Annotated in this window: 21 protein-coding genes; 2 read left to right on the forward strand and 19 right to left on the reverse strand. The window is 68.4% G+C overall.

Features of this window, described 5'->3' with window-relative positions:
* The first annotated feature begins 316 nt into the window (after positions 1-316).
* The gene (locus tag A9O63_RS22055) at positions 317-682 is read left to right on the forward strand and encodes a transposase (protein ID WP_235836961.1); all 366 of its coding nucleotides are present in this window, start codon (positions 317-319) and stop codon (positions 680-682) included.
* On the forward strand, positions 622-750 hold the full coding sequence (locus A9O63_RS23545; RefSeq protein ID WP_268874926.1) for a hypothetical protein: 129 nt from the start codon (positions 622-624) through the stop codon (positions 748-750). Before A9O63_RS22055 ends, A9O63_RS23545 begins: the two co-directional genes overlap by 61 nt.
* Before the next feature lie 275 nt (positions 751-1025).
* Here the strand turns inward: A9O63_RS23545 and A9O63_RS10925 are convergent, their stop codons facing one another.
* The 19 genes from A9O63_RS10925 to A9O63_RS11010 form a co-directional block, all read right to left on the reverse strand.
* Entirely contained in the window at positions 1026-1859 is an 834-nt protein-coding gene (locus A9O63_RS10925; protein ID WP_235836962.1) for a glycosyl transferase, read from the reverse strand.
* Between the two features lie 143 nt (positions 1860-2002).
* The gene (locus A9O63_RS22060) at positions 2003-2917 is read right to left on the reverse strand and encodes a glycosyltransferase family 8 protein (RefSeq protein ID WP_108223505.1); all 915 of its coding nucleotides are present in this window, start codon (positions 2915-2917) and stop codon (positions 2003-2005) included.
* Positions 2918-3133: 216 nt separating this feature from the next.
* On the reverse strand, positions 3134-5755 hold the full coding sequence (locus A9O63_RS10930; RefSeq protein ID WP_069331957.1) for a cation-transporting P-type ATPase: 2622 nt from the start codon (positions 5753-5755) through the stop codon (positions 3134-3136).
* An 8-nt stretch (positions 5756-5763) separates the two neighbouring features.
* The gene (locus A9O63_RS10935) at positions 5764-6534 is read right to left on the reverse strand and encodes an SDR family NAD(P)-dependent oxidoreductase (RefSeq protein ID WP_069331958.1); all 771 of its coding nucleotides are present in this window, start codon (positions 6532-6534) and stop codon (positions 5764-5766) included.
* 38 nt (positions 6535-6572) lie between these two features.
* Positions 6573-6836, reverse strand: coding sequence for a carbonic anhydrase (locus A9O63_RS10940; protein WP_069331959.1), 264 nt, complete (start codon positions 6834-6836; stop codon positions 6573-6575).
* Positions 6833-7045: a helix-turn-helix domain-containing protein gene (locus A9O63_RS10945; protein WP_069331960.1), complete on the reverse strand. Its 213-nt coding sequence runs from the start codon at positions 7043-7045 to the stop codon at positions 6833-6835. Before A9O63_RS10945 ends, A9O63_RS10940 begins: the two co-directional genes overlap by 4 nt.
* Positions 7046-7432: 387 nt before the next feature.
* Positions 7433-9844, reverse strand: a complete 2412-nt coding sequence (locus A9O63_RS10950) for a nucleoside hydrolase-like domain-containing protein (RefSeq protein ID WP_069331961.1) — start codon at positions 9842-9844, stop codon at positions 7433-7435.
* Positions 9845-10696: 852 nt separating this feature from the next.
* On the reverse strand, positions 10697-11935 hold the full coding sequence (gene arsJ / locus A9O63_RS10955) for an organoarsenical effux MFS transporter ArsJ (RefSeq protein ID WP_069331962.1): 1239 nt from the start codon (positions 11933-11935) through the stop codon (positions 10697-10699).
* A 73-nt stretch (positions 11936-12008) separates the two neighbouring features.
* Positions 12009-13016 carry an ArsJ-associated glyceraldehyde-3-phosphate dehydrogenase gene (locus A9O63_RS10960; protein ID WP_069331963.1) on the reverse strand — a complete coding sequence of 336 codons (1008 nt, stop codon included), beginning with the start codon at positions 13014-13016 and terminating at the stop codon, positions 12009-12011.
* The gene (locus A9O63_RS10965) at positions 13016-13828 is read right to left on the reverse strand and encodes a metalloregulator ArsR/SmtB family transcription factor (RefSeq protein WP_069331964.1); all 813 of its coding nucleotides are present in this window, start codon (positions 13826-13828) and stop codon (positions 13016-13018) included. The genes A9O63_RS10960 and A9O63_RS10965 overlap by 1 nt, the downstream gene beginning before the upstream one ends.
* 506 nt (positions 13829-14334) lie before the next feature.
* Positions 14335-15240 carry a 5-dehydro-4-deoxyglucarate dehydratase gene (gene kdgD, locus A9O63_RS10970; protein ID WP_069331965.1) on the reverse strand — a complete coding sequence of 302 codons (906 nt, stop codon included), beginning with the start codon at positions 15238-15240 and terminating at the stop codon, positions 14335-14337.
* A 120-nt stretch (positions 15241-15360) separates the two neighbouring features.
* A complete protein-coding gene (locus A9O63_RS10975; protein WP_069331966.1) occupies positions 15361-16887 on the reverse strand; it encodes an aldehyde dehydrogenase (NADP(+)) in 1527 nt (508 codons plus the stop codon).
* Between the two features lie 41 nt (positions 16888-16928).
* Positions 16929-17585, reverse strand: coding sequence for an RraA family protein (locus A9O63_RS10980; protein WP_069331967.1), 657 nt, complete (start codon positions 17583-17585; stop codon positions 16929-16931).
* The gene (locus A9O63_RS10985; RefSeq protein ID WP_069331968.1) at positions 17582-18382 is read right to left on the reverse strand and encodes an HpcH/HpaI aldolase family protein; all 801 of its coding nucleotides are present in this window, start codon (positions 18380-18382) and stop codon (positions 17582-17584) included. Before A9O63_RS10985 ends, A9O63_RS10980 begins: the two co-directional genes overlap by 4 nt.
* Positions 18379-19221, reverse strand: a complete 843-nt coding sequence (locus A9O63_RS10990) for a carbon-nitrogen hydrolase family protein (RefSeq protein WP_069331969.1) — start codon at positions 19219-19221, stop codon at positions 18379-18381. The genes A9O63_RS10985 and A9O63_RS10990 overlap by 4 nt, the downstream gene beginning before the upstream one ends.
* Before the next feature lie 52 nt (positions 19222-19273).
* Positions 19274-20269 (reverse strand): DctP family TRAP transporter solute-binding subunit, encoded by a 996-nt coding sequence (locus tag A9O63_RS10995; protein ID WP_069331970.1) that lies wholly within the window; start codon positions 20267-20269, stop codon positions 19274-19276.
* Between the two features lie 67 nt (positions 20270-20336).
* Positions 20337-21617 carry a TRAP transporter large permease subunit gene (locus A9O63_RS11000; protein ID WP_069331971.1) on the reverse strand — a complete coding sequence of 427 codons (1281 nt, stop codon included), beginning with the start codon at positions 21615-21617 and terminating at the stop codon, positions 20337-20339.
* On the reverse strand, positions 21614-22168 hold the full coding sequence (locus A9O63_RS11005; RefSeq protein WP_069331972.1) for a TRAP transporter small permease: 555 nt from the start codon (positions 22166-22168) through the stop codon (positions 21614-21616). Before A9O63_RS11005 ends, A9O63_RS11000 begins: the two co-directional genes overlap by 4 nt.
* A 215-nt stretch (positions 22169-22383) precedes the next feature.
* Positions 22384-23085 (reverse strand): FadR/GntR family transcriptional regulator, encoded by a 702-nt coding sequence (locus tag A9O63_RS11010; RefSeq protein ID WP_069331973.1) that lies wholly within the window; start codon positions 23083-23085, stop codon positions 22384-22386.
* Positions 23086-23385 lie beyond the last annotated feature (300 nt).

The following is a 23385-nucleotide window of genomic DNA, read 5'->3' on the forward strand; positions in this document are numbered from 1 at the left end:
GCGGCGGCGGTGGCCTGCCCCCTTGAGGTGGTCCGGTTCCGATCTGAGCGCATGACGGGTTTTGTCGCCACGGTCGAGGTGGCCTGCGTAGCGGGTGGGGGTGGCAAGCCGACCATTGCACCGCCCGTGGCGCCGGGTGCAAGCGGTGGTCTTCCCCATTGATGTCGTTGGTTCCGGCTTGACGCTCGTTGGCGGATCCTTCGCGCGAAAGAGCGCGGAGAATGGTCATGGGTGAATGATTTGTCGGGTCGTTCCGGATCCTGGACGAGCCGATGAGACGCGGACGTGGCCGGACGAGGAGAAGCTCCGGATCGTGATGGAGAGCTACGTGCCGGGGACGCGTGTCGGGGATGTGGCGCGGAAGTATCGGCTCCTGCCGTCGCAACTCACGACCTGGCGGCGGATGGCTCGGGAGGGGCGGTTCGGCCTTCCGGAGGAGGCGCCGGGGAGCCCGGATGCCGGCGAGTTCGTACCGCTGAAGGTGGAGGCCGAGCCGCGCACGAGCCGCCCTTCGCAGGACGAGCGGATCGAGATCGAAGCGGGCGGCGTGACGATCCGCCTGTCCGGCTCCACGCCGGCGGCCCGCGTGGCGGAGATCGCGTCGGCGCTGGTGCTGCGCGGATGGCCATCGCCGGCGTCGCGGGCTTCGAGATCTCGGCCGCCAAGGTGCGGATCAGCATGACCAACGCGGGCGCCGAGATCTATTCCCGCGAGATCGCGATGCAGGACGAGACGGTGGTAGGCGACTGACCCTAATGTGCTTTGGAATGATCGGACGCCTCCGGCGAGCAAGCCCTTGCTCTGCCGACACGGAACAATCCGCCACTCCTGATCGAAGCCCGGCAAGTCCTCACGCCCAACCTCGGCATCGATCAAGATGGGTGAGTATCCATGCTGCTCGCATTGGCGCAGGATCGCCCTGCGCCGCTCCAGAGCATCTTTCCAATTGATGTCCTGCACTGGTAAATGATCTGGCGCGGAGATCTCAAATTTTGTCAACCCAATCAAATTTCCGCGGGCAAAAGCTACGGATGGGATCGGGAGATCCGGGGATCGAATGGATATCCGATATCGAGCAAAGCCGACACCGGCGACAGGCAGCCCAGGGCGATGCCGCGCGAAGCGGCGACCTGCTGCGCTGCAACGAAGCCGCTCAGAATTCTATCCATGCCCCGAACAATGCCTGACGGGGCCATTTCCCTTGCGGTCTCGTAGAACCGGGGACCGGACGCGTTCTTCAGGTCGATCCCGGCAAGCGATATCCTTGCCGGCTTTGCTGCCAGGGCGAACTGCATCGCGGAGAGGGCGACCGTGCCGGCAGGGACGACACCGACCTCCGGTGCAAGGGAGAGACGGCGCGTGGTGTCAAGGATCGAGATCAGGCTCGGATCCGTTTCCCTTCGGCGCACCTCATGAACCGGCTTAAGCAGGTTATCGATCAGTGATACCTTGCGATCCTTGAGGAACTCCCTGTCCTGTTCCAAGATCGCCCGTATGGCACCGGGCGACAGCAAAAGACCGCAGTCAGGGCCGACATCACGAAGCATCGAAAAGTGACGCCAGATGAATCTCTCGTCTTCCACGGCGACGAAGAGCGGAGCGACATGAGGAGCGAGCCCTGCAGCTCCATTCAACAGGATGGCACTGCGTGTCGGCAGCTGCGATACGTCCTGATCGCGCAGGGAGGGGCCGGATCCCACAATCACGATCTCGTCAGTATCCTGAAAGCAGGCGGGCACCAATCGCCCGACATTCCCCCCGAGGTATGTGATCTTGCCGTGGGCCCGGTCGATATGCAAACCGAAGGCCGTTTCCTGCCAATGAGCCCGATCTCGGCCGGCGAAGATGGAGTATCCCAACTTGATTGCCCTGCGCTTCAGCGGCCTGTCGGATAAACCTGTCCTCATATCTGCGCTCCTCTTTGCGAGCCTCTGACCTACTTCCTCACAGATTTGCGTGACCGCATCTCCTCAAGCGCTTGCAACGATCGATGGCGGGCAAGCTAGAACGCAAGCTCTGGGTATCTTTCCGCAAAAGCAGCAAGCTCTCGTCTATAAGAAAAGACCGCCCTCGCGCGTGGCGACCAGAAATCGTACTGCGCCTTTTTCCATGGCTTCGCAGGGCCGTGAAAGTGAATGATCGCGTCGCGAGCATATGTCAGCTCTGCAGGTGCAGGGCCGAGCTTCTCGGCATAGCGCCTCTGGCGGGACGTGCGCGACCAGGACGAATTATAGGCTGGATCGATAAGTCGGACGCGCCCTGCAAACACGTTATTCAAATGGTCTTGATCTCCCAAGGTCCATTTGGACGCGCGATCCAGATCCTGCATGGCCGAGCACAGACTGTGATCTGCCGCGATGGCACTGGCGTCAAGCAGGAGTACACCGGCATTGAAATATGTCGACGCGTCCGCGCCTGACATACACCTCGCCTCCTCTTCGAGTCGCGCACGATTTCGATCGTTAGCAGGCGTACCCCTTGCCAGCCTTTTCGAAACCACATAGTCCCGCACTCCCGCCAAGGGAAATCCTTGCATATCGAGCGAGAAGAGTGGCGATAAATCATCCACTACTCGCACGTCCCCATCCAGATAGAGAACGCGGCCGGTGAGCTTTTTAGGAATGAGAAGCCGCCCCATCGTGGCCTCGGAGATATAGGTTCCCACGGGCTTGGCTCCTGCGAGGTCTGCCCCCTCCAGTCTTAGCGGGCGCAGGACGACATTGGCATTGCAGGAAGCTACCTGCTCAACCATGCTCCAGTGCCAGTCGTCTAGCGCGTTTCCCCAGAAGTGCAGTTCGGCATTGCCCCTGAAACGGCGCAGCATGGTCCAGGCCGTGAACAGCGTGGGCTTCAGCATCCTGTCGTCAGTGATCAACACGATGCGCGGCAGGTCCGGGTTGGCTGTGTCGAGAGGCATCGTCCGTTCCAAGAGCTACTGTCTTCGCGCCGCTTTCTCCACCTTCGCGCGGACAGAAACAAGAGACGCCGGACCTCTGCGACCGACCAGACGGATTTGTGACTCACGATCTGCCAGCGCGGCAAGCCATGCAGCGCAGCCTTCAAGGATCACGGTGCCGCTGACCAAGCTCTGCGCGCGGTTCGGCGTGCCCGGGCGATCGACCCTGTGGCGATATCATCCCTGCGTTCCTGCCCTCCGCCTGAGACCGAGCCGGATCTGCTTCTCGATCTCGACGATGGCCAGAAAGATCGCGCCCACGGCAACGACAATCAGGCCGTCCGCCACCGGAACCGCCTCGGTCCCGAGAATGCGCTGCAGGAACGGCACATAGGTGACCGCGAACTGCGCCGAGGTGATGGCGATCACCACGATCCAGACCACCTTCGTCCCCCGCACGGCGGCCCAGGTCAGCGAGGTGCCGTGAATGTTGCGGATGAAGAAGAGGTGGCAGATCTCCAGCACAACCAGCGTGTTCAACGCGATGGTCTGGGCGAGCGGAAGCGGATAGCCCCTGTCCAGCGCGTAGGTGAACATGCCGAAGACCGCGGCGAGGAACAGCAGCGCCACCAGAACCACATGCCACACCAGCTCGCCCGAGAGGATCGGCGCCTCGCGTGGGCGGGGCGGGCGGGCCATGGTGCCCCTCTCGGTCGGCTCGAACGCAAGGGCAAGGCCCAGGGTGATGCCGGTGATCAGGTTGATCCAGAGGATCTGCACCGCGGACATGGGCAGGGCCATGCCCGCCACCAGCGCCGTGATCACCACCAGCGCCTCGCCCGCATTCGTGGGAAGGGTCCAGCTGATGACCTTCTTGAGGTTGTCGTAGACGGTGCGCCCCTCGCGCACCGCTGCCGCGATGGTGGCGAAGTTGTCGTCGGCCAGCACCAGGTCGGCCGCCTCCTTCGCTGCCTCGGATCCCTTGAGGCCCATGGCAATGCCGGCATCGGCGCGTTTCAGGGCGGGCGCGTCGTTCACCCCGTCGCCGGTCATGGCGACCGACAGGCCGTTTGCCTGCAGCGCGGTGACGAGGCGCAGCTTGTCCTCGGGGCTGGTGCGGGCAAAGACGTCGACGCCCTGCACCTCCAGCGCCAGTTGCGCCTCGTCCAGCCGGTCGAGGTCGGCCCCGGTCAGCACGCGCTGCGGGTTCTCCAGCCCGATCTGCGCGGCGATGGCAGCGGCGGTCCCCGCATGGTCGCCCGTGATCATCTTGACCCGGATGCCGGCGGCGCGGCACTCGGCCACGGCGGCCACCGCCTCGGGGCGCGGAGGGTCGATCAGCCCGACGAGACCGAGAAAGGAGAGGCCGGTTTCCAGCGCGGCCGCGTCGATGCGGGCGCTCGTCTCGGGCTTCTCCGCCAGCGCCAGCACACGCAGGCCGCGCCGCGCCATCGCCTCGGCCCGGTCGTGCCAACGGGCCCGGTCGGCATCGCCGCACATGCTCAGGACACGTTCGGGCGCGCCTTTCACATGGATCATCCGGCCCTCGGGGCCTTCCGTCAGCACCGCCATGAAGCGATGGCGGCTGTCGAAAGGAATGGCATCCAACCGGGTCGCGGCAAGGCCGCCGGCGGCCTTGCCCGCGAAGGCCAGCAGCGCACCTTCCATCGGGTCGCCCTCGGCCGACCAGACGCCGCTCCGGTCGTGCAGGGCCGCGTCGTTGCACAGCGCGGCCGCGCGGGCCAGCCGCGTCAGGTCGCCCGGAGGGGTGATCTCGCCGGTCGGGGCATAGCCCTCGCCGCCGATGCGGAAGGCGCCATCGGGCGTTTCCGCGGCGACCACCACCATCTCGTTGCGCGTGAGCGTGCCGGTCTTGTCGGTGCAGATGACAGAGACCGAGCCGATGGATTCGATCGCCGGCAAGCGGCGCACGATGGCGTTGCGCCGTGCCATGGCCTGAACGCCAATCGCCAGCGTGATCGTCATCACCGCCGGCAGACCCTCGGGGATGGCGGCCACGGCTATGGCCACGACCGTCATGAACAGGTCGACGAACACCATGTGGCCGACGAAATAGCCCCAGAGCAGGAGGAGCGCCGCAACGAGCAGGATGAGGAAGGACAGCCAGCGCGCGAAATGGTCCATCTGCGCGACCAGCGGAGTGGTCAGCTGCTCCACCCCCGCCAGGAGGCTGCCGATGCGCCCGATCTCGGTCGCAGGGCCAGTGGCGGTGACGACCCCGCGGGCCGCGCCTTGCGTCACCAGCGTGCCCGACCAGAGCATCGAGCGGCGGTCGCCCAGCGCGGCATCGGCCGCGACGGGCGATGTCGCCTTCTCGACCGGGACGGACTCGCCCGTCAGGATCGCCTCCTGCGCCGCGAGGCCGCGCGCCTCGATCAGGCGCAGGTCGGCCGGGACCTTGTCGCCGGCCTCCAGCAGGACGATGTCGCCGGGCACGAGATGAGCGCCGTCGATCGAGACGCGCCGTCCGTTGCGCAGGACGGCGGCGCGGGGGGCCAGCATCCCGCGGATTGCCGCCATGGCGGATTCCGCCTTGCCCTCCTGGATGAAGCCGATGACCGCATTGGCCAGAACGACCGCCAGGATCACGCCGGTGTCGATCCAGTGCTGCAGCGCCGCCGTCACGACCGAGGCCACGAGCAACACATAGATCAGCACATTGTTGAACTGCGCGAGGAAGCGCCGGATCGGGCCGCGCGTGCGCGCCTCGGGCAGGCGGTTCGGCCCGTGGCGTGCCAGTCGGGCGGCGGCCTCGGCGTCGGTCAGGCCTTCGGGGCGGGCGTCGAGGGCCGTGAGGCAGGCTTCGGCGGGGCGGCTGTGCGGGTCCGTCAGGAACATCGGCCGGCTCATCGCGCGGTGTAGCCGCCGTCCACGACCAGTTCGGCCCCGGTCACGAACTTCGCCTCGTCCGAGGCGAGATAGACCGCAGCCCAAGCAATGTCGTCGGGTTCGCCCATATGTCCCAGCGGATGGACCGCCCCCGCGGCGGCCCTTGCGGCCACGGGATCGTCCGAGCTGGCGGCGAGGTGCTTCTCGACCATCGGCGTCCAGATGTAGCCGGGGTGGATCGAGTTCACGCGGATCCGCTCGGGCGCATAGGTGATCGCGTCGTTCTTCGTCATCAGCCGCACCGCACCCTTCGAGGCGTGGTAGGCGGCGAGACCGCCCACGCCGACCAGCCCCGCGATGGAGGACAGGTTGACGATCGACCCGCCCCCCGCCGCGCGCAGATGCGGGATCGCGTGCTTGGTGCCGAAGAGGACGCCCTTGACGTTGACCGCCTGAACGCGGTCCCATTCCTCTTCGCTGACCGCGTCGGTCGCCTTGGGAGAGCCCGAGATGCCGGCGTTGTTGATCATGACATGCAGCCCGCCGAAGCGATCCGCGGCGGCCTCGATGGCTGTGCGCATCGCAGCCTCGTCGGCCACATCGACACGCCAGAAGGCGACCTCGCGCCCGCTGGCCGCCAGCTCGTCTGCCAGCGCCCGGCCCTCGGGCTCCAGCAGGTCGAAGATGGCGACTTTCGCGCCCTCGCCGGCCATGCGCTCGACACAGGCGCGACCGATGCCGACGGCGCCTCCGGTCACGATGACGGTCTTTCCATACAAGCGGTCCATGATCGTACTCCTTGACGGTTAACAGTGGGGCCGCCCGATCAGGCGGCCGGATGACCCTCCGTGGCTATCTCGGGGATCCCGATGCGTTGGGCGGCAGCCCCGCCGAGGATCTTGACGGCGCGGTCGGCCACGTCCTCGAACGGCTCGAGGGCGGCGGCGCCGGCGTCTTGCGCCGACGGCCCGGCTCCTCGGGCGATGAAGCTGACGATCCCCGGCTGACGCAGCAGCGCTTGCGGAAGCTCAAGGCCAGCCGCCATCACCAGAAGCGGCGCGACCTCGGCGAAGGAGGTCTCGCCCGTCATCGGAGGCTCGCCGTGTCCGCTTCCGGCATGCGCGGCGCCGTCTCGTGGCGCATCAGGAAGGCTTCCAGATCCGTGTCTGCGATGCGCCAGCCCTTGCCGATGTCGATGGCGCGCAGGTCGCGCGCCCTGATCCAGTGACGCACTGTGGCCTCGGCGACCTTCAGCCGGTCGGCGACTTCGCGGACGGTCTGATACTGCTCATGCGGCACGACACTGTCACCTCGGGAAAGTGGGTTTCGCGAAGTATGGCGACGTATGGCGCATTCCGACCTGAGATGGATCAAGTTGACCCGGTCCGTTTCATGCTGGAGCGGCCGTGCCGAAGGGAAGGCACGCGCACGGCTTGCGCCGATCTTCTTCCGACGCTCGGACCGCGCCCCGTGCCGCGCGAGGCTTCTTGTCCGCGCCACGACCATGCGCCCGGACCACGCGCGGGCGTGCCGACGCATGATCCGGGCCTGACGGCTGCACTGATCCGATGAGGGTCCGCCGAATGCGGACCCCCGTGCGACGGTCCTTGAGCCTGCCCGATCCGGCTCAAGGAGAGGAGCTGCACCGGGCCGCCGCTCCCCGGACTGTCGCTTGTGAACGGCGCGTCAGAAATCCCAGGTCTCGGTCCCGGTCTGGAGGAACGTCCTGTCCGCGCCGTTGACCTCGCCGTTCAGCCTGACCTCGTCCACATACAGGTTGCGGTCGCGGCCGGGGCCGGCATAGCTGTCCTCGAGGAACCTGACGCTGACCTGGTCGCTGCCGTCGAGGTCCCAGTCGCCCGTGAAGGTGAGCGTCTGCCACTCCCCCGCCGCGCGGTCCGCCGTGACGACCGTCGACGGGGCGACCATCACGCCGTTGACGAGGAGGGCGAACGCAGGATCGCCCTGCCACGCGTCGCCGCTCACCCGGACCGACAGGGTGTCGGGGGCGGTGGCGTCCGTCGGGGCTTCGGACCGGACGAGCACGAAGTCGTCCACGAGGGCGCCGAGGCCGTCGCCGCCCTGCGAGGCCACTTCGCGGATGATGAGCCGGTCCGTGCCGGCCGCGCCGGTGACGGTGGTCGTGAAGGTGCCCCAATCCGCCCCGGGCGTGGCCGTGGCCACGACGCGGTCGTTCCACACCACCTCGACGCCCTGGCTCGAGACGGGCGCGCCGGGGCGCGCGCGCAGGTCGAAGCTCAGCGTATGGGCCTCGCCCGTGGCGGCGTCGACGTCTTGGAAGAAGCCGTCGCGCGCGCCGTGGAAATCGAGCTCGACGAACTGCGAGCCGTCCGTGGCGGTCACGCCGCGGTGGGCATCCCACACCTCGATGCGCCCGCCCGCGATGGCCTTCCAGCCGGCGGTGGAGCCGAGCTCGGCCCATTGCCCGGTCGCGACCGAAGGCTCCTCGAAGGACGCGTCCTTCAGGAGGTTGCCGCCTGCCGGCGGCGTGGGCTTGGGCGCGGGCGTGGGAGCGGGCGTGTCCTCCGCATCGGGGGCGGTGCCGCCCGTCGGGGCGTCGGACCGGACGAGCACGAAGTCGTCCACGAGGGCGCCGAGGCCGTCGCCGCCCTGCGAGGCCACTTCGCGGATGATGAGCCGGTCCGTCCCGGCCGCGCCGGTGACGGTGGTCGTGAAGGTCCCCCAATCCGCCCCGGGCGTGGCCGTGGCCACGACACGGTCGTTCCAGACCACCTCGACGCCCTGGCTCGAGACGGGCGCGCCGGGACGCGCGCGCAGGTCGAAGCTCAGAGTGTAGGCCTCGCCCGCGGCGGCGTCGACGTCCTGAAAGAAGCCGTCGCGCGCGCCATGGAAGTCGAGCTCGACGAACTGCGAGCCGTCCGTGGCGGTCACGCCGCGGTGGGCATCCCACACCTCGATGCGCCCGCCCGCGATGGCCTTCCAGCCGGCGGTCGAGCCGAGCTCGGCCCACTGCCCGGTCGCGACCGACGGCCCCTCGAAGGACGCGTCCTTCAGGAGGTTGCCGCCTGCCGGCGGCGTGGGGGTGGGCGTGGGCGTCGGCTTGGGGGTGGGCGTTGGGGTCGGCGTGGGCGTGGGGGTCGGAGTCGGCGTGGGGGTCGGCGTCGGCGCGGGCGCGTCGCCCTTCAGCCAGTCCAGGCGCGCGGCGAAGTCCGCCAGCCAGGCCGAGCGGTCCTCGTAGACCGTCATGGCGCCGTCGGTGTCGGGCCGGTTGAAGTCGAGCGCGTCATCGGGGTTGTCGGTGTAGTAGCGCCCCGGGCCGCCCGATGGCTGCTGGACGAACTCGCCGCCCCAGCTTTCCTTCGTGGGGTCGTTCTGATCGCCATTGAGGAAGCGGAACACCGTGGGGCTGTCGCCCATCTTCACGCCCGAGACGTTGAAGATGTCGCCCGACAGCTGCGCGAAGAGGTCTCCGAGCGCGCCATGGTCGCGCGCGTTCGTCTCGTGCCAGCCCTTGATGATGTCCTGCGTCCATTCGCCCCCGGCCGGGCTGGCGTAGGTGCCCCTGAAGGTCGACAGGTTGTCGACCCACATGTCGAAGGCGCCCTTGAAGTTCGCCTTGATGTAGGCGTAGGCGGCCTCGTCCTGATCGTCGATGCTGAAGAAGCGGATGTGCGGCGCGATGGAGGGGTCGTCGTGGAGGGCCTGCGCGAGGTCGGTCTCGCCACCCCAGGTCAGCACGTTGAGCACCTCCCCTGCGGCCGCGGCCTTCTTGGCTTCGACGATGATGGCCCGGGAGGAGTCGGTGGGGCTCGACCAGCCCTGGCTCGGCGCGGTGTCGAGCGCGCCTTGCCAGCTGACGGCCTTCAGCTGCTCGGCGGTCTTGAAGGCGCCGCTGCGCGCGGCGAGCTTGGCGTAGTCGAGGCCATAGGTGTCGATGATGCGGTCGATGTCGCCCACGAGGCCGTCCTGGGCGTTCCACTTGGACGGCGTGGCGGCGATGCCCACGATGTTCATCTTGTCCTGGTAGAGCAGCGCGTGGATGAGCGACTGGGAGTCGTCCTTCTCCTCGGCGGAGAGCCTGAGGTCGGTGGATATGAAGACTCTGGGCAGTGGCATGGCGAGTGGGATCTCCGTTGTCGGTGCCTAGATCAGACGGCTGGTTCCGCGGCAGCGGCGGCGCGTGCCTCTTCGATGATCGCCTAGAGTTCAAGCAAAATAATTACCTCAGGGTGTATTGGCACTAGCCGTTCGCGCCAGGATTGCGTCCCCCTCCGCCATTCTTTATCCTTTTGAGTGAAAGCAGTTGGAGGGCGGCAGCGGCCGATCTGCGCCATCCGCCCCGGGCGGGGCCGGTGGCAACAAACCGCTCAGATCGCGCATGCAGGCGCACCGCGGGGCGGCTCGGACCGGGCGGAAACGATCGGACGGGAGAATCTCTCAAGGGGTGAAGGACGGGTCGGCCCCGAGGCCGCATGGTGCGAGAAGAGTGCCGCAGGCACGGGTCTGGCCGAACCGAACCTGAGCGATGTTCAGCAGTCCGAGGCCGAAGCGACGTCCGGTGGTTCGCTCCCCGGGCAGGGGTTCTCCCGGATGGGCGTTGGTGCAGAAAGGCGGCCTCGGCCCCGACCCTCAGGGGTCCGGCGACGCGGACGATCCCGGCGGTGCCGAAGACGGTGAAGCGGTTCCTGAGGGGGACGCGGATGTGGAATTCGGCGGGCTGGCGTTCAGGGTCTGTCGCGGCGATGGGCTCGCGGAAGGACAGGAGGCAGCGGATCTTGCTTCCCCGCCACAGAGCTCTCCATCACGATCCGGAGCTTCTCCTGGCCCGTCCGCCGTTCCATCGGATCGTCGAGGCCTTGAACGACCCGACAAATCCTTCACGACCATTCTCCGCCTCCCCGCGAGCGAAGGGTCCGCCCAGATGCGCAGCCCGTGACGCTCTGCCGCCGGGAGGCGGAGGGGAAACGGTCAGGCGGCGCCCATCCCCCCGATCCGTCGCGCCGCGAGCCAGCTTGCGGCGGCCATGGCGCCCGCGGTGGCGAGGCAGAGCGGCAGGCCGCCCCACTGGTAGCTGAGGCCCGAAAGCAGCGTGCCGAGCAGGCGCCCCGCGGCATTCGCCATGTAATAGAAGCCCACGTCCATCGTCACCCGCTCGGCCTTGGAGAAGGCGAGGATCAGGTAGGAATGCAGCGACGAGTTCACCGCGAAGACGAAGCCGAAGAGCAGAAGCCCCGCCACCAGCGTCAGCGTCAGCCACGTCGCCGGCTCCCCTGCCGCCAGTGCCAGCGCCGCCAGCGCGAAGGGGATGGGCGTCAGGAACCCGGCCCAGCGGCGAGCCTGGGCTGCGGCATCTCCGCGGATCAGCCGGGGCGCCATGCCCTGAACCGCGCCGTAGCCGATGATCCAGAGCGCCATGAAGCCGCCGATGAGGAAGAAGGCCTCGCGCCGGCCCTCGGCGGTGCCGTCCGACAGGACCGACTGGAAATAGACCGGGAGGCCCACCACGAACCACACGTCCCGCGCCCCGAACAGGAACATCCGCGCCAGCGACAGCCGGTTGATGCTCGGGTCGCGCGACCAGACGCCCGCGATCCTCGTGCCCTTCACTCCGCGCGGCAGGCCCTCGGGCATCCAGAGCACCACCGCGAGCAGGATCGCCACCAGCACCGCGGCCATCCCCAGCACCGCGGCCTGAAACCCCGCCAGCGCGAGAAGCGCCGCACCGAGGAAGAAGCCCGCCCCCTTCACCGCATTCTTCGACCCGGTGAGCAGCGCCACCCAGCGGAAGAGGCCGTCGCCCCCGGGCGCGAGGATCTTCACCGCGCTCTTCGAGGACATTTTCGCCAGATCCTTGGCCACGCCCGAGACGCCCTGCACCGCCATGACGAAGGCGACCGAGGCCGGGATGCTCCACGCCGGGTCCAGCAACGCCAGCGCGCCCAGCGCCCCGATCTGCAACCCGAGGCCTGCGTACAGCGTCGAGGTGAGCCCGAAGCGCGCGGCGAGCCAGCCGGCCGAGAGGTTGGTCACGATACCCGCCAGCTCGTAGAGCAGGAAAAGCCATGCGAGCTGCACCGGCGAAAAGCCCAGCCCGTTGAAATGCAGCAGCACCAGCATCCGCAGCGCGCCGTCGCTGAGCATGAAGGCCCAGTAGGCGGCGGTGACGGCGGCATAGGCGCGCAGGCCCGAGGTGGCGGCGAGGCTCATGATTCAGCTGCCGGCATGATGGGCCGACCGGCCGGTTCGGCGCCCGTGGCGGTGCCTCTGATGGGGAAGGTGCTCATGCCACGCTCTCCGCCACCATCCGGGTGATGTCGGCCAGCCGGCAGACATAGCCCCATTCGTTGTCGTACCAGGCGTAGAGCTTCACCTGCGTGCCGCCCACGACCATCGTCGAGGCCGCATCCAGCACCGCCGACCGGGGATCGTTCAGGAAATCCGACGAGACCAGCGGCCGCTCCTCATAGCCGAGGATGCCCTTCAGCGGCCCGCGCGCGGCTTCGGCGAAGAGGGCGTTGACCTCCTCGGCCGTGGTCGGGCGCTCGACCTCGAAGACGCAATCGGTCAGCGAGGCGTTCAGCAGCGGCACCCGCACGGCATGGCCGTTCAGCCGCCCCTTCAGCTCCGGGTAGATCAGCCCGATCGCGGTGGCCGAGCCGGTCGAGGTCGGGATCAGGTTCGCCAGCGCCGAGCGAGCGCGGCGCATGTCCTTTGCCGGGCGGTCCACGATGGTCTGCGTATTGGTCACGTCATGGATCGTGGTGATCGACCCGTGCCGGATGCCCAGCCCCTCGTGGATCACCTTCACCATCGGTGCAAGGCAGTTCGTCGTGCAGGAGGCCGCCGTCACCAGCCGCTGGCTGCCATCATAGAGCTGGTGGTTGATGCCGTAGACGAGGTTCAGCGCCCCGCCATCCTTCACCGGGGCCGAGACCACCACCTTGCCCACCGCTTCGAAATAGGGCGCGAGCTTCGCGGCGGTCTTGAAGACCCCGGTGCAGTCAACCACCAGATCGACGCCCAGATCGCGCAGCGGCAAATCCTCGATCCGCCGTTCGCGCATCAGCGGCATGCGGTGGCCGCCGAGCGTCAGGCTCTCGCCATCATGGGCGACCGGGGTCGACCAGCGGCCGTGGACGCTGTCGAACTCCATCAGCAGCGCGTGCTGTGCCGGATCGCCCTCGGCGTCGTTCAAAAGCACGATCCCGCCGCCCATGCCGCGGTCGATCAGCTCGCGCAGCAGCAGTTTGCCCATCCGGCCGAGGCCGTTGATCGCGATCCGCGCCATCAGGACTCTCCCAGCCGGTCGAGATGCTGCTGAAGGGCAAGCCGCTCCAGCTGGTCGAAGGGCAGCTGGGTGAAGGCCGAGATCCGGCGATGAAGCTCGCCGAAGGCCTTGGCGAAGGCGAGGCCCTTTTCGGCATCCGTCCCCTCGGCCTTCGCCGGGTCCGGCATCCCCCAATGCGCGGTCAGGGGCTGGCCCGGCCAGGGCGCACATTCGTCCGACGCCGCCTGGTCGCAGACGGTGAAGACGAAATCCATCCGCGGCGCCTCTGGCCCCTCGAACTCGGCGACATGCTTCGAGCGCAGGCCCGACGTGTCGAGACCGTTGCGCTCCAGCACCTCGAGCGCGAAGGGGTTGAGCGCACTGTTCGGCCGCGTCCCGGCCGAAAAGGCGCGGAAGCGGGTGTCGCTGAGGCTGCGCAGGATTGCCTCGGCAAAGATCGAGCGGGCGGAATTGCCCGAGCAGATGAAAAGCACGTTGAAGGGGCGGTCCATGTCGATCTCCGGTGGAAACGTGGGCAAGAGGTCGGGGCGTCCCCGGCCGCAGTCGTGACCGAGGTAGCAGATGAGGGCTGCCAGCGCGGGCAGCCGCACACTGTAGAAGAGCGAGCGTCCCTCGCGTGCCGAACCGATCAGGCCCACCCCCTCCAGCTCGGCCAGATGGTGCGAGAGTGTGTTCGGCTTCATCCCGAGCGACGCCGCGATCTCCGTCGGCCGCACCCCCTGTGGCGCGTGCCGCGTCAGCAGCCGGACGACGGCGAGGCGACCCGGGTGGCCAAGGGCGGCGAAATGGCGGACGGCGGCTTCATGTTCCATAGTTCTCGATTTATGGAATCATCTGGCCGCGCGTCAAGCGAAGCTTTTGTGACGGCCGGCCAGGCTGCCGATGTCGCGCTGGCAGGATCGGCGGGCGTCGCGCGAAGCAGCCTGGCGACCTCCTCCTCCGTCAGCACCTCGCCCGACGAGACCTGCTGTCCGTCCACGACGAGCGCCCGGGGGACATTACCCCGTAACAGGCGCTGTTCGCGACCCGGCCGAAGCGGACGCTGGAACAAACCTGTGGACGGTCTTGCCCGTCCGGCGAGGGCGCAGGAGGCGGGCTCTACCGGGGCCCCGTCCTTCCACTTGCAGCTGTCCCCCATCTTCGCGCCCGGCAGGCCCCCGGAGATGGAAGAGCCCGCTGGCGGGGTGGACGACAGCCGAGGCGAGGCAGCACCGCCTCAAGGCGGTGAGCCCCGCGGAGACGGGACCCACGTCCCCGCCGCCGCCGGTGATTGTCACGCGGTCGGTGAGCCCCGCGGACGCGGGGCCCACCTTGGGTCTCATTCCCGATGCGCGTCGATCAGGGCCTTGAGGATCTCTTCCTCCTCGCCGGTCAGATCCGAGAGCGGCGCCCGCACCGGGCCCGCGTCGAAGCCCACCAGACGCACGCCCGCCTTGACCGCCGCGACCGCGTAGCCCTTGCGCCGCGAGCGGAGTTCCATGAATGGGTAGAAGAAACTGTTGAGGATGCTCTCGCAGGTGGCGCGATCGCCGGCCCGCAGCGCGGCATAGAACTTGCTGGCCAGCGCCGGGACGAAGTTGAACACCGCCGAGCTGTAGGTGGTGAAGCGCGCCCCGAGATAGGCCTCGGCAAAGAGTTCCGCCGTCGGCATGCCGCCGAGATAGGTCAGCCGGTCACCCATCTTCGCGGTGATCTGGCGCACGAGGCCGATGTCGCCGGTGCCGTCCTTGAAGCCCACGAGGTTCGGGCAGTCGTCACAGAGCCGCGCCAGCGTGTCGGCCTGCAGCACGGCATTGTCGCGGTTGTAGACCATGACGCCCATGCCGGTGGCTTGGCAGACCGCCTTGACATGGGCGTAGAGCCCCTCCTGCGGCGCGTCGATCAGGTAGTGCGGCAGCAGCAGGATGCCGTCGCCGCCCGCCGCCTCGACCGAGCACGCGATGCCCCGGGCGATCTCGGTCCCGTAGCCGCAGCCCGAGACGATGGCGGTCTTGCCGGCACTCTCCTTGGCGGCCCTGACGATGGCGGGGATCTCGTCGGGGGTCAGCGAGAAGAACTCTCCGGTGCCGCCCGCGGCAAAGAGCACCGGCGCGTCGAAGCCCGACAGCCACTCGACGTGCTTCTGGTACGGGCCGGCGGCGAACCTGTTGTCGGCGTCGAACGGCGTGACGGGGAAGGAGAGCAGGCCGGAGCCGAGGGCCGCCTTGATCTGTTGCGGGTCCATGAGAATGTCCTTTCGATAGGTGCAGAGAGGGTTGGGCAGGGTTGCGGCCATGCGGAACAGGCTGCTTGCCCGAAGGCGCGCGCCGCCGGCGACAACGCCCTCGGGGCCGGGCGGCTTGGCTCAGGTCAGATCGCTCGGCAGCAGCGCATGGGGCAGGTTCTGATAGCTCACCGGGCGCAGGAAGCGGCGGATCGAGAGCGTCCCGACCGAGGTCGCGCCGAAGTTGGTCGAAGCGGGGTAAGGCCCGCCATGCACCATGGCGTGAGAAACCTCGACACCCGTCGGGAAGCCGTTGACAAGCAGCCTGCCGGCCTTGCGCTCGAGCACCGGCATCAGGCGCTGCGCAAGCGCCGTGTCGCCCTCGTCCATGTGGATGGTGGCCGTGAGCTGGCCCTCGAGGTCGCGGGCGAGCGCGTCCATCTCCTCCGCGCCCGAGACGCGCACCACGAGGCCGAGGGGGCCGAAGACCTCTTCGCCAAGCGCAGGATCCCGCAGGTAGCTCGCCGCATCGGTCTCGAAGAGGTTGGGCAGGGCATTGCGGCCTTCGCTGTCGGCGGTGAGCACCGGCCGCACGTGGGCGCGCCCGTCGAAGCGGGATCTGCCCTTCCTGTAGGCCTGTGCGATGTCCCGGGTGAGCATGCATTGGGCAGGCACGCCCCTCAGCGCCTCGGCTGCGGCGGCGACGAAGGCGTCGCCCTCGGGGCCGGTCTCGACCACGGCAATGCCCGGGTTGGTGCAGAACTGGCCCGCGCCCATGGTCAGCGAGGCCGCCCAGCCGGCACCGATGGCGGCGCCGCGCGCCTTCACGGCCGCGGGCAGCAGGAACATCGGATTGACCGAGCCCAGTTCGCCGAAGAAGGGGATCGGCACCTCGCGCTGCGCGCAGAGGTCGAAGAGCGCCCGCCCGCCGCCGAGCGAGCCGGTGAAGCCCACCGCGGCGATCAGCGGATGCTGCACCAGCGCCTGACCCACGTCGCGCCTGCCGCCCTGAACCAGAGAGAAGACGCCGTCCGGCATGGCGGTCTTCCTGATCGCGGCGAGGATCGCCTCGGCGACGATCTCGGCGGTGCCCGGGTGCGCGCCATGGCCCTTGACCACCACGGGACAGCCCGCGGCCAGCGCAGCGGCGGTGTCGCCGCCGGCGGTCGAGAAGGCGAGCGGGAAGTTCGAGGCGCCGAAGACCGCGACCGGGCCTACGGGGCGCATCACCAGCCTGATGTCGGGGCGCGGCAGCGGCTGGCGCTCGGGCAGCGCCACGTCGTGGCGGCGGTCGAGATGATCGCCCTCGAGGATGTGCTCGGCGAAGAGCCGCAACTGGCCGGTGGTGCGGCCGCGCTCGCCCTGCAGCCGCGCCTCGGGCAGGCCGGTCTCCTGACTGCCGATCTCGGTGATCGCCTCGGCGCGGGCCTCGATCTCGTCGGCGATGGCCCGGAGGAAGGCGGCGCGGCTCTCGCGGCTCGTCTGGCCGTAGGTCCAGAAGGCGTCCTCGGCGGCCCGGCAGGCGCGATCGACAAGCTCGGGCGTGCCGACCGAGAAGGCGTGGCTCGGCCCGTGGGCGGGATCGGAGATGAAGCTGGTCTCGCCAGCCACCCATTCGCCCGCGATCAGGTGCTTGCCGTGCGGGGTGAAGACGGATGTGTCGAGCATGAAGGCCTCCCGTGTCTGAGATGTCGTCCGACCGCTGGCGGTCAGGTCTGGGTGTCATAGCCGTTGAGCACGGCCAGGCTTTCGCCGGCGGCGAGGCGCCGGCGCCAGTCTATCTCGCGCGCCTCGTCCGCCTCGGCGCGCGCGATCAGCGCCGCAAGATCCGGGCGACCCGGATCGAGACAGAGCAGGCCGTTCTCGTCTCCGAAGATCAGGTCGCCATCCCGCACCGGAACGCCGCCGGGACAGACGGTGCCGAAGAGCTCGCCCCCCGGCACCCGCAGCGGACGCGTGGTGACGACACTCGTGCCGCGCGCGAAGAGCGGAAGGCGCAGGGCCGCGATCTCGGCTATATCGGTCACCATGCCATCCACCACGATCCCGGCCGCGCCCGCGGTCCGCGCGGCCAGCGCCACCATCTCGCCGACGCAGGCGATCCGGTCGTCTCCGCACCGGTCGATGACCAGCACATGCCCCGGCCGGATTGCCTCGAGCACGCGGTGCACTGGTTCCGCATCGGGCAGCGGCTGGCGCACGGTGATCGCCCGGCCGAGCATGCGCCCCGGCACCAGCGCGCGGATCTGCGGCGAGAGGAACCCCGCCGTCAGATGGTGCCCGAGCGAGGCGGGCTGCAGCGCCCGCAACCGCTCGATCAGGCCGGGCTCGAGCGCGGCCGCGGGCCGTCGAGGATGCCGGATCATGCGCGGGGCTCCCGCAGGGCCGCGGCGATCCCTGCCGCCGTGCGGCAGCCTTGGTTCAGGAAGCCGATGTCATTGCCGACCAGCAGCATGTCGCCGCCCTCCGCAAGCAGGTCCGCGGCCTGTTCGGGCGTTGCGGGCGCGCAGGGGAGCATGACGTGGATGCCCTTCTCGCGGCATTTCGCGACGAGCAGCCGCATGGCCCGGCGGACCGTCGGCTCGCGCATGGAATAATCCACGTCGAGGCCGCTCGAGAGGGCGAAGTCCGCCGGGCCGAAATGCACGGCATCGATGCCAGGCACGGCGAGGATCTCGTCGATGTTCTCGAAAAACTCCGGGCTTTCGGCCATCGGGACGATGAACGTGTCGCGGTTGCTGCGCCGGGCATAGTCCGCCCAGTCGAACCCCGGCCCCGCCCAGCCGGCCGAGCGGACCGAGCTGTCCCCGCCGCGCCGTCCCAAGGGCGGGAACTTCGTGGCCGCGATGATCGCGCGCATCTGGCCCGCATCATGCACCTGCGGCACGATCACGCCCGCCGCGCCGAGCTCGAGCGCCTTGCGCAGTCCGGTGGGCGCGCTGTCAGGCACCCGCAAGAGCGGCGCCACCCCGGCCAGCCGCGCGGCGAGGATCATGCGCTCCATCGGCAGATCGAGGCCCAGCACGCTGTGTTCGGCGTCGATGAACACGAAGTCGAGCCCCCAGGCGCCCGCGATCTCGACCGCGGCGGGACTGCCCGAATAGACGTTCATGCCGAAGACCGGCCCGCCCGACGCGAGCCTGTCGCGCCACCCGCGGCTCATGCCTCGAGCCCGAGTGCGGCGGGGGCGGCGCAGATGCGGTAATCCTGCGGGCGGCGGTCGCGGAAGGGATGCACCTCGTAGACGCCGGGATCGCGGATGATCGACTTGGTGCGCGCACGCGACAGGTCGACATCGACGGTGAAGATGCCTTCCTCCATGCCGGCGTTGAAGATCTCGTTGCCGTCCGGGCCGATGACGTGGCTGCTGCCCATGAAGGCCATGCCGTCATCGACGTCGATGCGGTTCGAGGACAGGAAATAGACGAAGTTCTCGGCGGCGCGCACGCGGCTGAAGAGGTCGGGCAGGATGCGGGCGGCCTCGGGCCAGGCGGCGGGCAGCACCACGAGCTCGGCGCCTTCGAGCGCCAGCGTGCGGATCACCTCGGGGAAGCGGATCTCGTAGCAGATCGCGAGGCCGATGCGGCCGATCGCCGTGTCGAAGACCGAGGGGCCCTCGATCTGGGGGATATCGGCGAAACGGTCGCCGATCATGAACGGCAGGTGCATCTTGTGATGCAGGCCGATGATGCCCTCGGGCCCGATCAGGGCCGCCGTGTTCAGGGCCTGCGGGCCGGACTTCTGGTAGAAACCCACGACGACATGGATGTCCGCCTCGCGCGCCGCCAGAAGAACGGGCGCGAGATCGCCCCGCTCGATGTCGACGGCCGCCTGCAGCAGCGCGGCGCGATCTTCGAAGGCGCCGCCGGTGAGGAAGCACTCGGGAAAGACGATGAGCCGTGCCCCGTCGGTCGCCGCGGCGCGGGCGGCCTCGGCAACGAGCGCGATGGTGGCAGGGGTGTCGCCATGCACGGGCGACAGCTGGGCGAATGCGATTTTCATGTCCACTCCATTCTGCGGGAGCGGGACCCGCGGCGCGGGTCCCGGCCGGGGCTCAATCCAGCGAGAAGCCCACCGCGTCGAAGACGGTGCGCACGAGCTCGGGATCGAAGGTCTGCGCATAGGTGCGGATGACCGGGGCCACGGCCTCCTGCATGCGGGCAAGCTCTTCGGGGGCGATCTCGGTCACGACATTGCCCGCGGCGCGGATCTCTTCCAGCGCGCTGTCCTGCGCCGCGCGCGAAATGCGGCGCTGCTCGACCGCGGTCTCCTGCGCGACCTTCTGGATCAGGGCCTTTTCATCGTCGTTGAGCTTGTCCCAGAAGGGCTTGCCGATCAGCACGATCTGCGGGTTGTAGTTGTGGCGGGTGACCGAGAGATATTTCTGCACCTCGGTATATTTCGCGGTGAGAGCGAAGGGCGCCGTGCATTCCTGCCCGTCCACGGCGCCGGTCTCGAGCGCGGTGTAGAGTTCGGTCACCGCCATTGGCGTGGGATTGGCGCCGAGCGCCCGCCACATGTCGACCAGCAGCGGGTTCTGCTGCACGCGGACCTTCAGGCCTGCGATATCCTCGAGCCTGTGCACCTCGCGGCTGTTGTTGGTCAGCTGGCGGAAGCCCTGTTCCCAGAAGGACAGGCCGATCACGCCATGTTCGGGCAGCTGATCGGTGAGCCTCCTGCCGACCTCGCCGTCGAGCAGCGCGTCCATCACCTCTTCGTCCTGATAGATGAAGGGCAGATCGAGGATGCCGAAATCCTGCGCCTGCGTCATCATGTTGCCGGCGTTCCAGACCATCATCTCGACCACGCCGCCCTGCAGCGACGACAGCACCTGCACATCGCCGCCCAGCACGCCATTGGCGAAGACGCGAGCCTTCAGCTTGCCGCCGCTCTGCTCCTCGAGCTTCTGCGCGAAGATATGCATGCCCTGCACCGGCGGCGTGCCTTCCTGACCGGTGGCGGCGAACTTGATGGTGCGGCTGCTGTAGTCCTGCGCCTGTGCGCCGGTCGCCAGAAGGGCGGCGGCCAGAAGGCCGTGGATCAGTTTCATGGGTCTGTCCTTGTTGGAGTTTCGGTTGGTCGGGATATTCCGGAGCTTCTGGGGCTCCTGTGGAATGTCAGTGCAGCAACCACTGCAGCGGCTGGGTCACGAGGGCGGGGAAGAGGATCAGCAGGAAGAGCACGGCCACCTGCGCGAGGAGGAAGGGCAGCGTCCCGCGCACCAGCGCCTCGTAATCGAGACGGCCCACGGCGCAGACCACGTTCAGCACCGTGCCCACCGGCGGCGTGATGAGGCCGATCGAGCAGTTGATCATGAAGAGCACGCCGAAATAGATCGGATCGATGCCCGCCTCGATCACCACCGGCACCAGAATGGGGCCGAGCAGGAGGATCGTCGGCGTGAGATCCATCGCCGTCCCCACCATCAGGATCAGCAGCATCAGCACCAGGATCAGCAGCGTCTGGTTGCCCATCAGCGGCTCGATCAGGTCGACGAGCTGGCCCGGAATGTCGGCCACCGAGATCATCCAGGCCGGGATCGCGGCCGCGGCCACGAGGAACATCACGCCCGCCGCGGTCTTGCCGGCGTCGAGCACGAGGTCCGGCAGGTCGCGCCAGTTCAGCTCGCGGTAGACGACCAGCGCCACGAAGAGCGCATAGACGGCGGCGACGGCGGCAGCCTCGGTCGGGGTCACGATGCCGAAGCGCAGCCCGACGATGATGATCACCGGCAGCATCAGCGCCCAGAGGCTGCGCCCGAAGGCCCGCAGCCGCTCGCGCATGTCGACCTTGGGCGCGGTCGCCACATCGTCCCGGCGCGAGACGAAGAACCAGGCGATGCAGAGCGCGAGACCGATCATCAGGCCCGGCGCGATGCCGGCCATGAAGAGCTTGCTGATCGAGAGGTTCGTGGCCACGCCGAAGACGATGAAGCCGATGCTCGGCGGAATGATCGGGCCGATGATCGCCGAGGCGGCGATGAGACCGCCCGAGCGTTCGCGCGCATGGCCCGCGGCCACCATCATCGGCAGCAGCAGCGCCGAGAGCGAGGCCGCATCCGCAAGGGCCGAGCCCGAGAGACTCGAGAGCAGGACACCGGCAAAGATGGTCACATAGCCGAGGCCGCCACGATGGTGGCCGACGAGCGCCCGCGCCAGATCGACGATGCGGCGCGACAGGCCGCCCGCGTTCATCACCTCTCCGGCCAGGATGAAGAGCGGGATCGCCACCATCGGGAAGCTGTCGACCGCGTTCAGCAGGTTCTGCGCGATGATCTGCCCGTCGAAGAGCCCCATCTGCCACATCAGCGCCGCGCCGGTCACGATCAGGGCATAGGCGATGGGGGCGCCGATGCCGATCATGGCGATCAGGGTTCCGAGAAAGAGCCCGATGGTCATTTCCGGCCCTCCGACGCCAGCGCGCCCACATGGCGCTCGACATCGCTTTCCTCCTCGGAGGTGCCGGGGCGCAACGCGCTCTGCGGCAGGCGCCCGGTCAGAAGGAGAAACAGTTGATGCAGAAGGAAAAGGCCGCTCATCGCCGCGAAGAAGACCCCGGCCGCATAGAGCAGGGCCACCGGCAGTCGGGTCGCCGGCGCGATCACCTTCAGATTGATCACCATCTGCTGCCAGCTGCCCAGCAGCATCTGATAGGTGACATAGAGCATCACCGCATGCGCCAGCAGGAACAGCCCCCGCTGCGCCGCGATGGGCACCCGCCGCACCAGCGCATCGACCCCGATGTGACCGCCGTCGTAGAGCACGAGCAGCGCGCCCGCGAAGGTCATCCAGACGAAGAGCAGGCCGGACAGGCCCTCGGTCAGGAAGATGCCGCTGTTGAAGAGGTAGCGCAGCACGACATTGAGAAAGACCATGGCCAGGATGCCGCCAAGGCACAGGACCACTGCCCCGCGCAGGCCGCGCAGGTAGACTTCCCTTAGGTAAGACATAGAGCCCCCTGTTGAGTGTGAACGCGGTCGGTGCCCGGCTCACCGTTCTCGTTGCAAAGAGGCTTGGTGCCCGGAAGACGCCCGGGCTTCGGTGCTGAGTGCCCTAGCCCGACGTCTGTCCGGGATCTGCGCGCAAACTCGACGCGGCAACCTCCCTGAGACCTTCGATAGCCAATTGTATGATGTCTGTCAAATGATGACTGTTGAATTATGAGTTAAGCGTCCGTCAGCCGGCGCCGGTAGCGCTCCAGCGAGGTGGACAGGTGCATCCGCATCGCCTCCTGCGCCGCGGCCGCGTCGCCCGCGGCGATGGCCTCGACGATCTGCCGGTGTTCCTCGACCATCTGGCGCAGGTAGTCGCGGGTGATTCCGGACTGCGGATCGTGCAGAAGCTGGCTGCGGGGAATGATGACGGGGCCTATGAAATCCATGAACTTGGGCATCCAGCTGTTCCCGCTCGCCCGCGCGATCGCCAGATGGAAGGCATAGTCCAGCTCGCGCCGGTGCTCGCCGAAGGCGTCGAGATCGCTCGTCTTCTCGAGAACCTCGCGGATCTGGCGCAGGTCTTCCGCGGTGGCCCTCCGGGCCGCAAGACCCGCGGCCTCGACCTCGACCCCGAGCCGGAGCTCGAGCAGTTCGAGCACCTCCGAGAGCTCGCCCGCCGCCTCCTTGGTGATCGACAGCGCCGGGTTGCCGCGCTCCTCGACGAACACGCCGACGCCGTGGCGCGATGTCACCAGCCCCTCGGAGCGCAGGGTCGCGATGGCCTCGCGCACCACCGTCCGGCTCACGTTGTACATCTCGCACAGCTGCGCCTCGATGGGGATCTTGTCGCCCACGGCATAGTCGCCACGCTCGATGCGCTCGGCCAGATCCCGGGCGACGACGGATGCCAGGCTGTCACGGCGTTTTCTCATGAAGGTCCCCTGTATTGCGCGGTCATCAGACGACTGATGAGCCCGCATGTACAGGGGGGAACGGCGGGCGGCAACTGCCTCCCCGGAGCGGCCGGCCCGTGCCCCGCTCCGGAGAGGGGAACGGCGGGTCAGTAGCCGTAGTGCCGATCCTCTTCCCGAGCCTCGGCGCTGCGCTCCGCCACCGGCCCGTAGCCGCCGCCGCCCGGCAGCTCCAGCACCAGCCGCCGCTCCGGGGGCACATGCTGCCGGCCCTTGGCCGCGAGCACCGTGCCATCGTCCAGCCGCACCGCGCCGGCCGCC

The organism is Cereibacter johrii (genome assembly GCF_001720585.1).
GTDB lineage: Bacteria > Pseudomonadota > Alphaproteobacteria > Rhodobacterales > Rhodobacteraceae > Cereibacter_A > Cereibacter_A johrii.

Coding starts and splice junctions, on each gene's coding strand:
- A9O63_RS22055 (WP_235836961.1), top strand. CDS start 317: ATGGAGAGCTACGTGCCGGGGACGCGTGTCGGGGATGTGGCGCGGAAG.
- A9O63_RS23545 (WP_268874926.1), top strand. CDS start 622: ATGGCCATCGCCGGCGTCGCGGGCTTCGAGATCTCGGCCGCCAAGGTG.
- A9O63_RS22060 (WP_108223505.1), bottom strand. CDS start 2,917: ATGCCTCTCGACACAGCCAACCCGGACCTGCCGCGCATCGTGTTGATC.
- A9O63_RS10930 (WP_069331957.1), bottom strand. CDS start 5,755: ATGTTCCTGACGGACCCGCACAGCCGCCCCGCCGAAGCCTGCCTCACG.
- A9O63_RS10935 (WP_069331958.1), bottom strand. CDS start 6,534: ATGGACCGCTTGTATGGAAAGACCGTCATCGTGACCGGAGGCGCCGTC.
- A9O63_RS10940 (WP_069331959.1), bottom strand. CDS start 6,836: ATGACGGGCGAGACCTCCTTCGCCGAGGTCGCGCCGCTTCTGGTGATG.
- A9O63_RS10950 (WP_069331961.1), bottom strand. CDS start 9,844: ATGCCACTGCCCAGAGTCTTCATATCCACCGACCTCAGGCTCTCCGCC.
- arsJ (WP_069331962.1), bottom strand. CDS start 11,935: ATGAGCCTCGCCGCCACCTCGGGCCTGCGCGCCTATGCCGCCGTCACC.
- A9O63_RS10960 (WP_069331963.1), bottom strand. CDS start 13,016: ATGGCGCGGATCGCGATCAACGGCCTCGGCCGGATGGGCAAACTGCTG.
- A9O63_RS10965 (WP_069331964.1), bottom strand. CDS start 13,828: ATGGAACATGAAGCCGCCGTCCGCCATTTCGCCGCCCTTGGCCACCCG.
- kdgD (WP_069331965.1), bottom strand. CDS start 15,240: ATGGACCCGCAACAGATCAAGGCGGCCCTCGGCTCCGGCCTGCTCTCC.
- A9O63_RS10975 (WP_069331966.1), bottom strand. CDS start 16,887: ATGCTCGACACATCCGTCTTCACCCCGCACGGCAAGCACCTGATCGCG.
- A9O63_RS10980 (WP_069331967.1), bottom strand. CDS start 17,585: ATGATCCGGCATCCTCGACGGCCCGCGGCCGCGCTCGAGCCCGGCCTG.
- A9O63_RS10985 (WP_069331968.1), bottom strand. CDS start 18,382: ATGAGCCGCGGGTGGCGCGACAGGCTCGCGTCGGGCGGGCCGGTCTTC.
- A9O63_RS10990 (WP_069331969.1), bottom strand. CDS start 19,221: ATGAAAATCGCATTCGCCCAGCTGTCGCCCGTGCATGGCGACACCCCT.
- A9O63_RS10995 (WP_069331970.1), bottom strand. CDS start 20,269: ATGAAACTGATCCACGGCCTTCTGGCCGCCGCCCTTCTGGCGACCGGC.
- A9O63_RS11000 (WP_069331971.1), bottom strand. CDS start 21,617: ATGACCATCGGGCTCTTTCTCGGAACCCTGATCGCCATGATCGGCATC.
- A9O63_RS11005 (WP_069331972.1), bottom strand. CDS start 22,168: ATGTCTTACCTAAGGGAAGTCTACCTGCGCGGCCTGCGCGGGGCAGTG.
- A9O63_RS11010 (WP_069331973.1), bottom strand. CDS start 23,085: ATGAGAAAACGCCGTGACAGCCTGGCATCCGTCGTCGCCCGGGATCTG.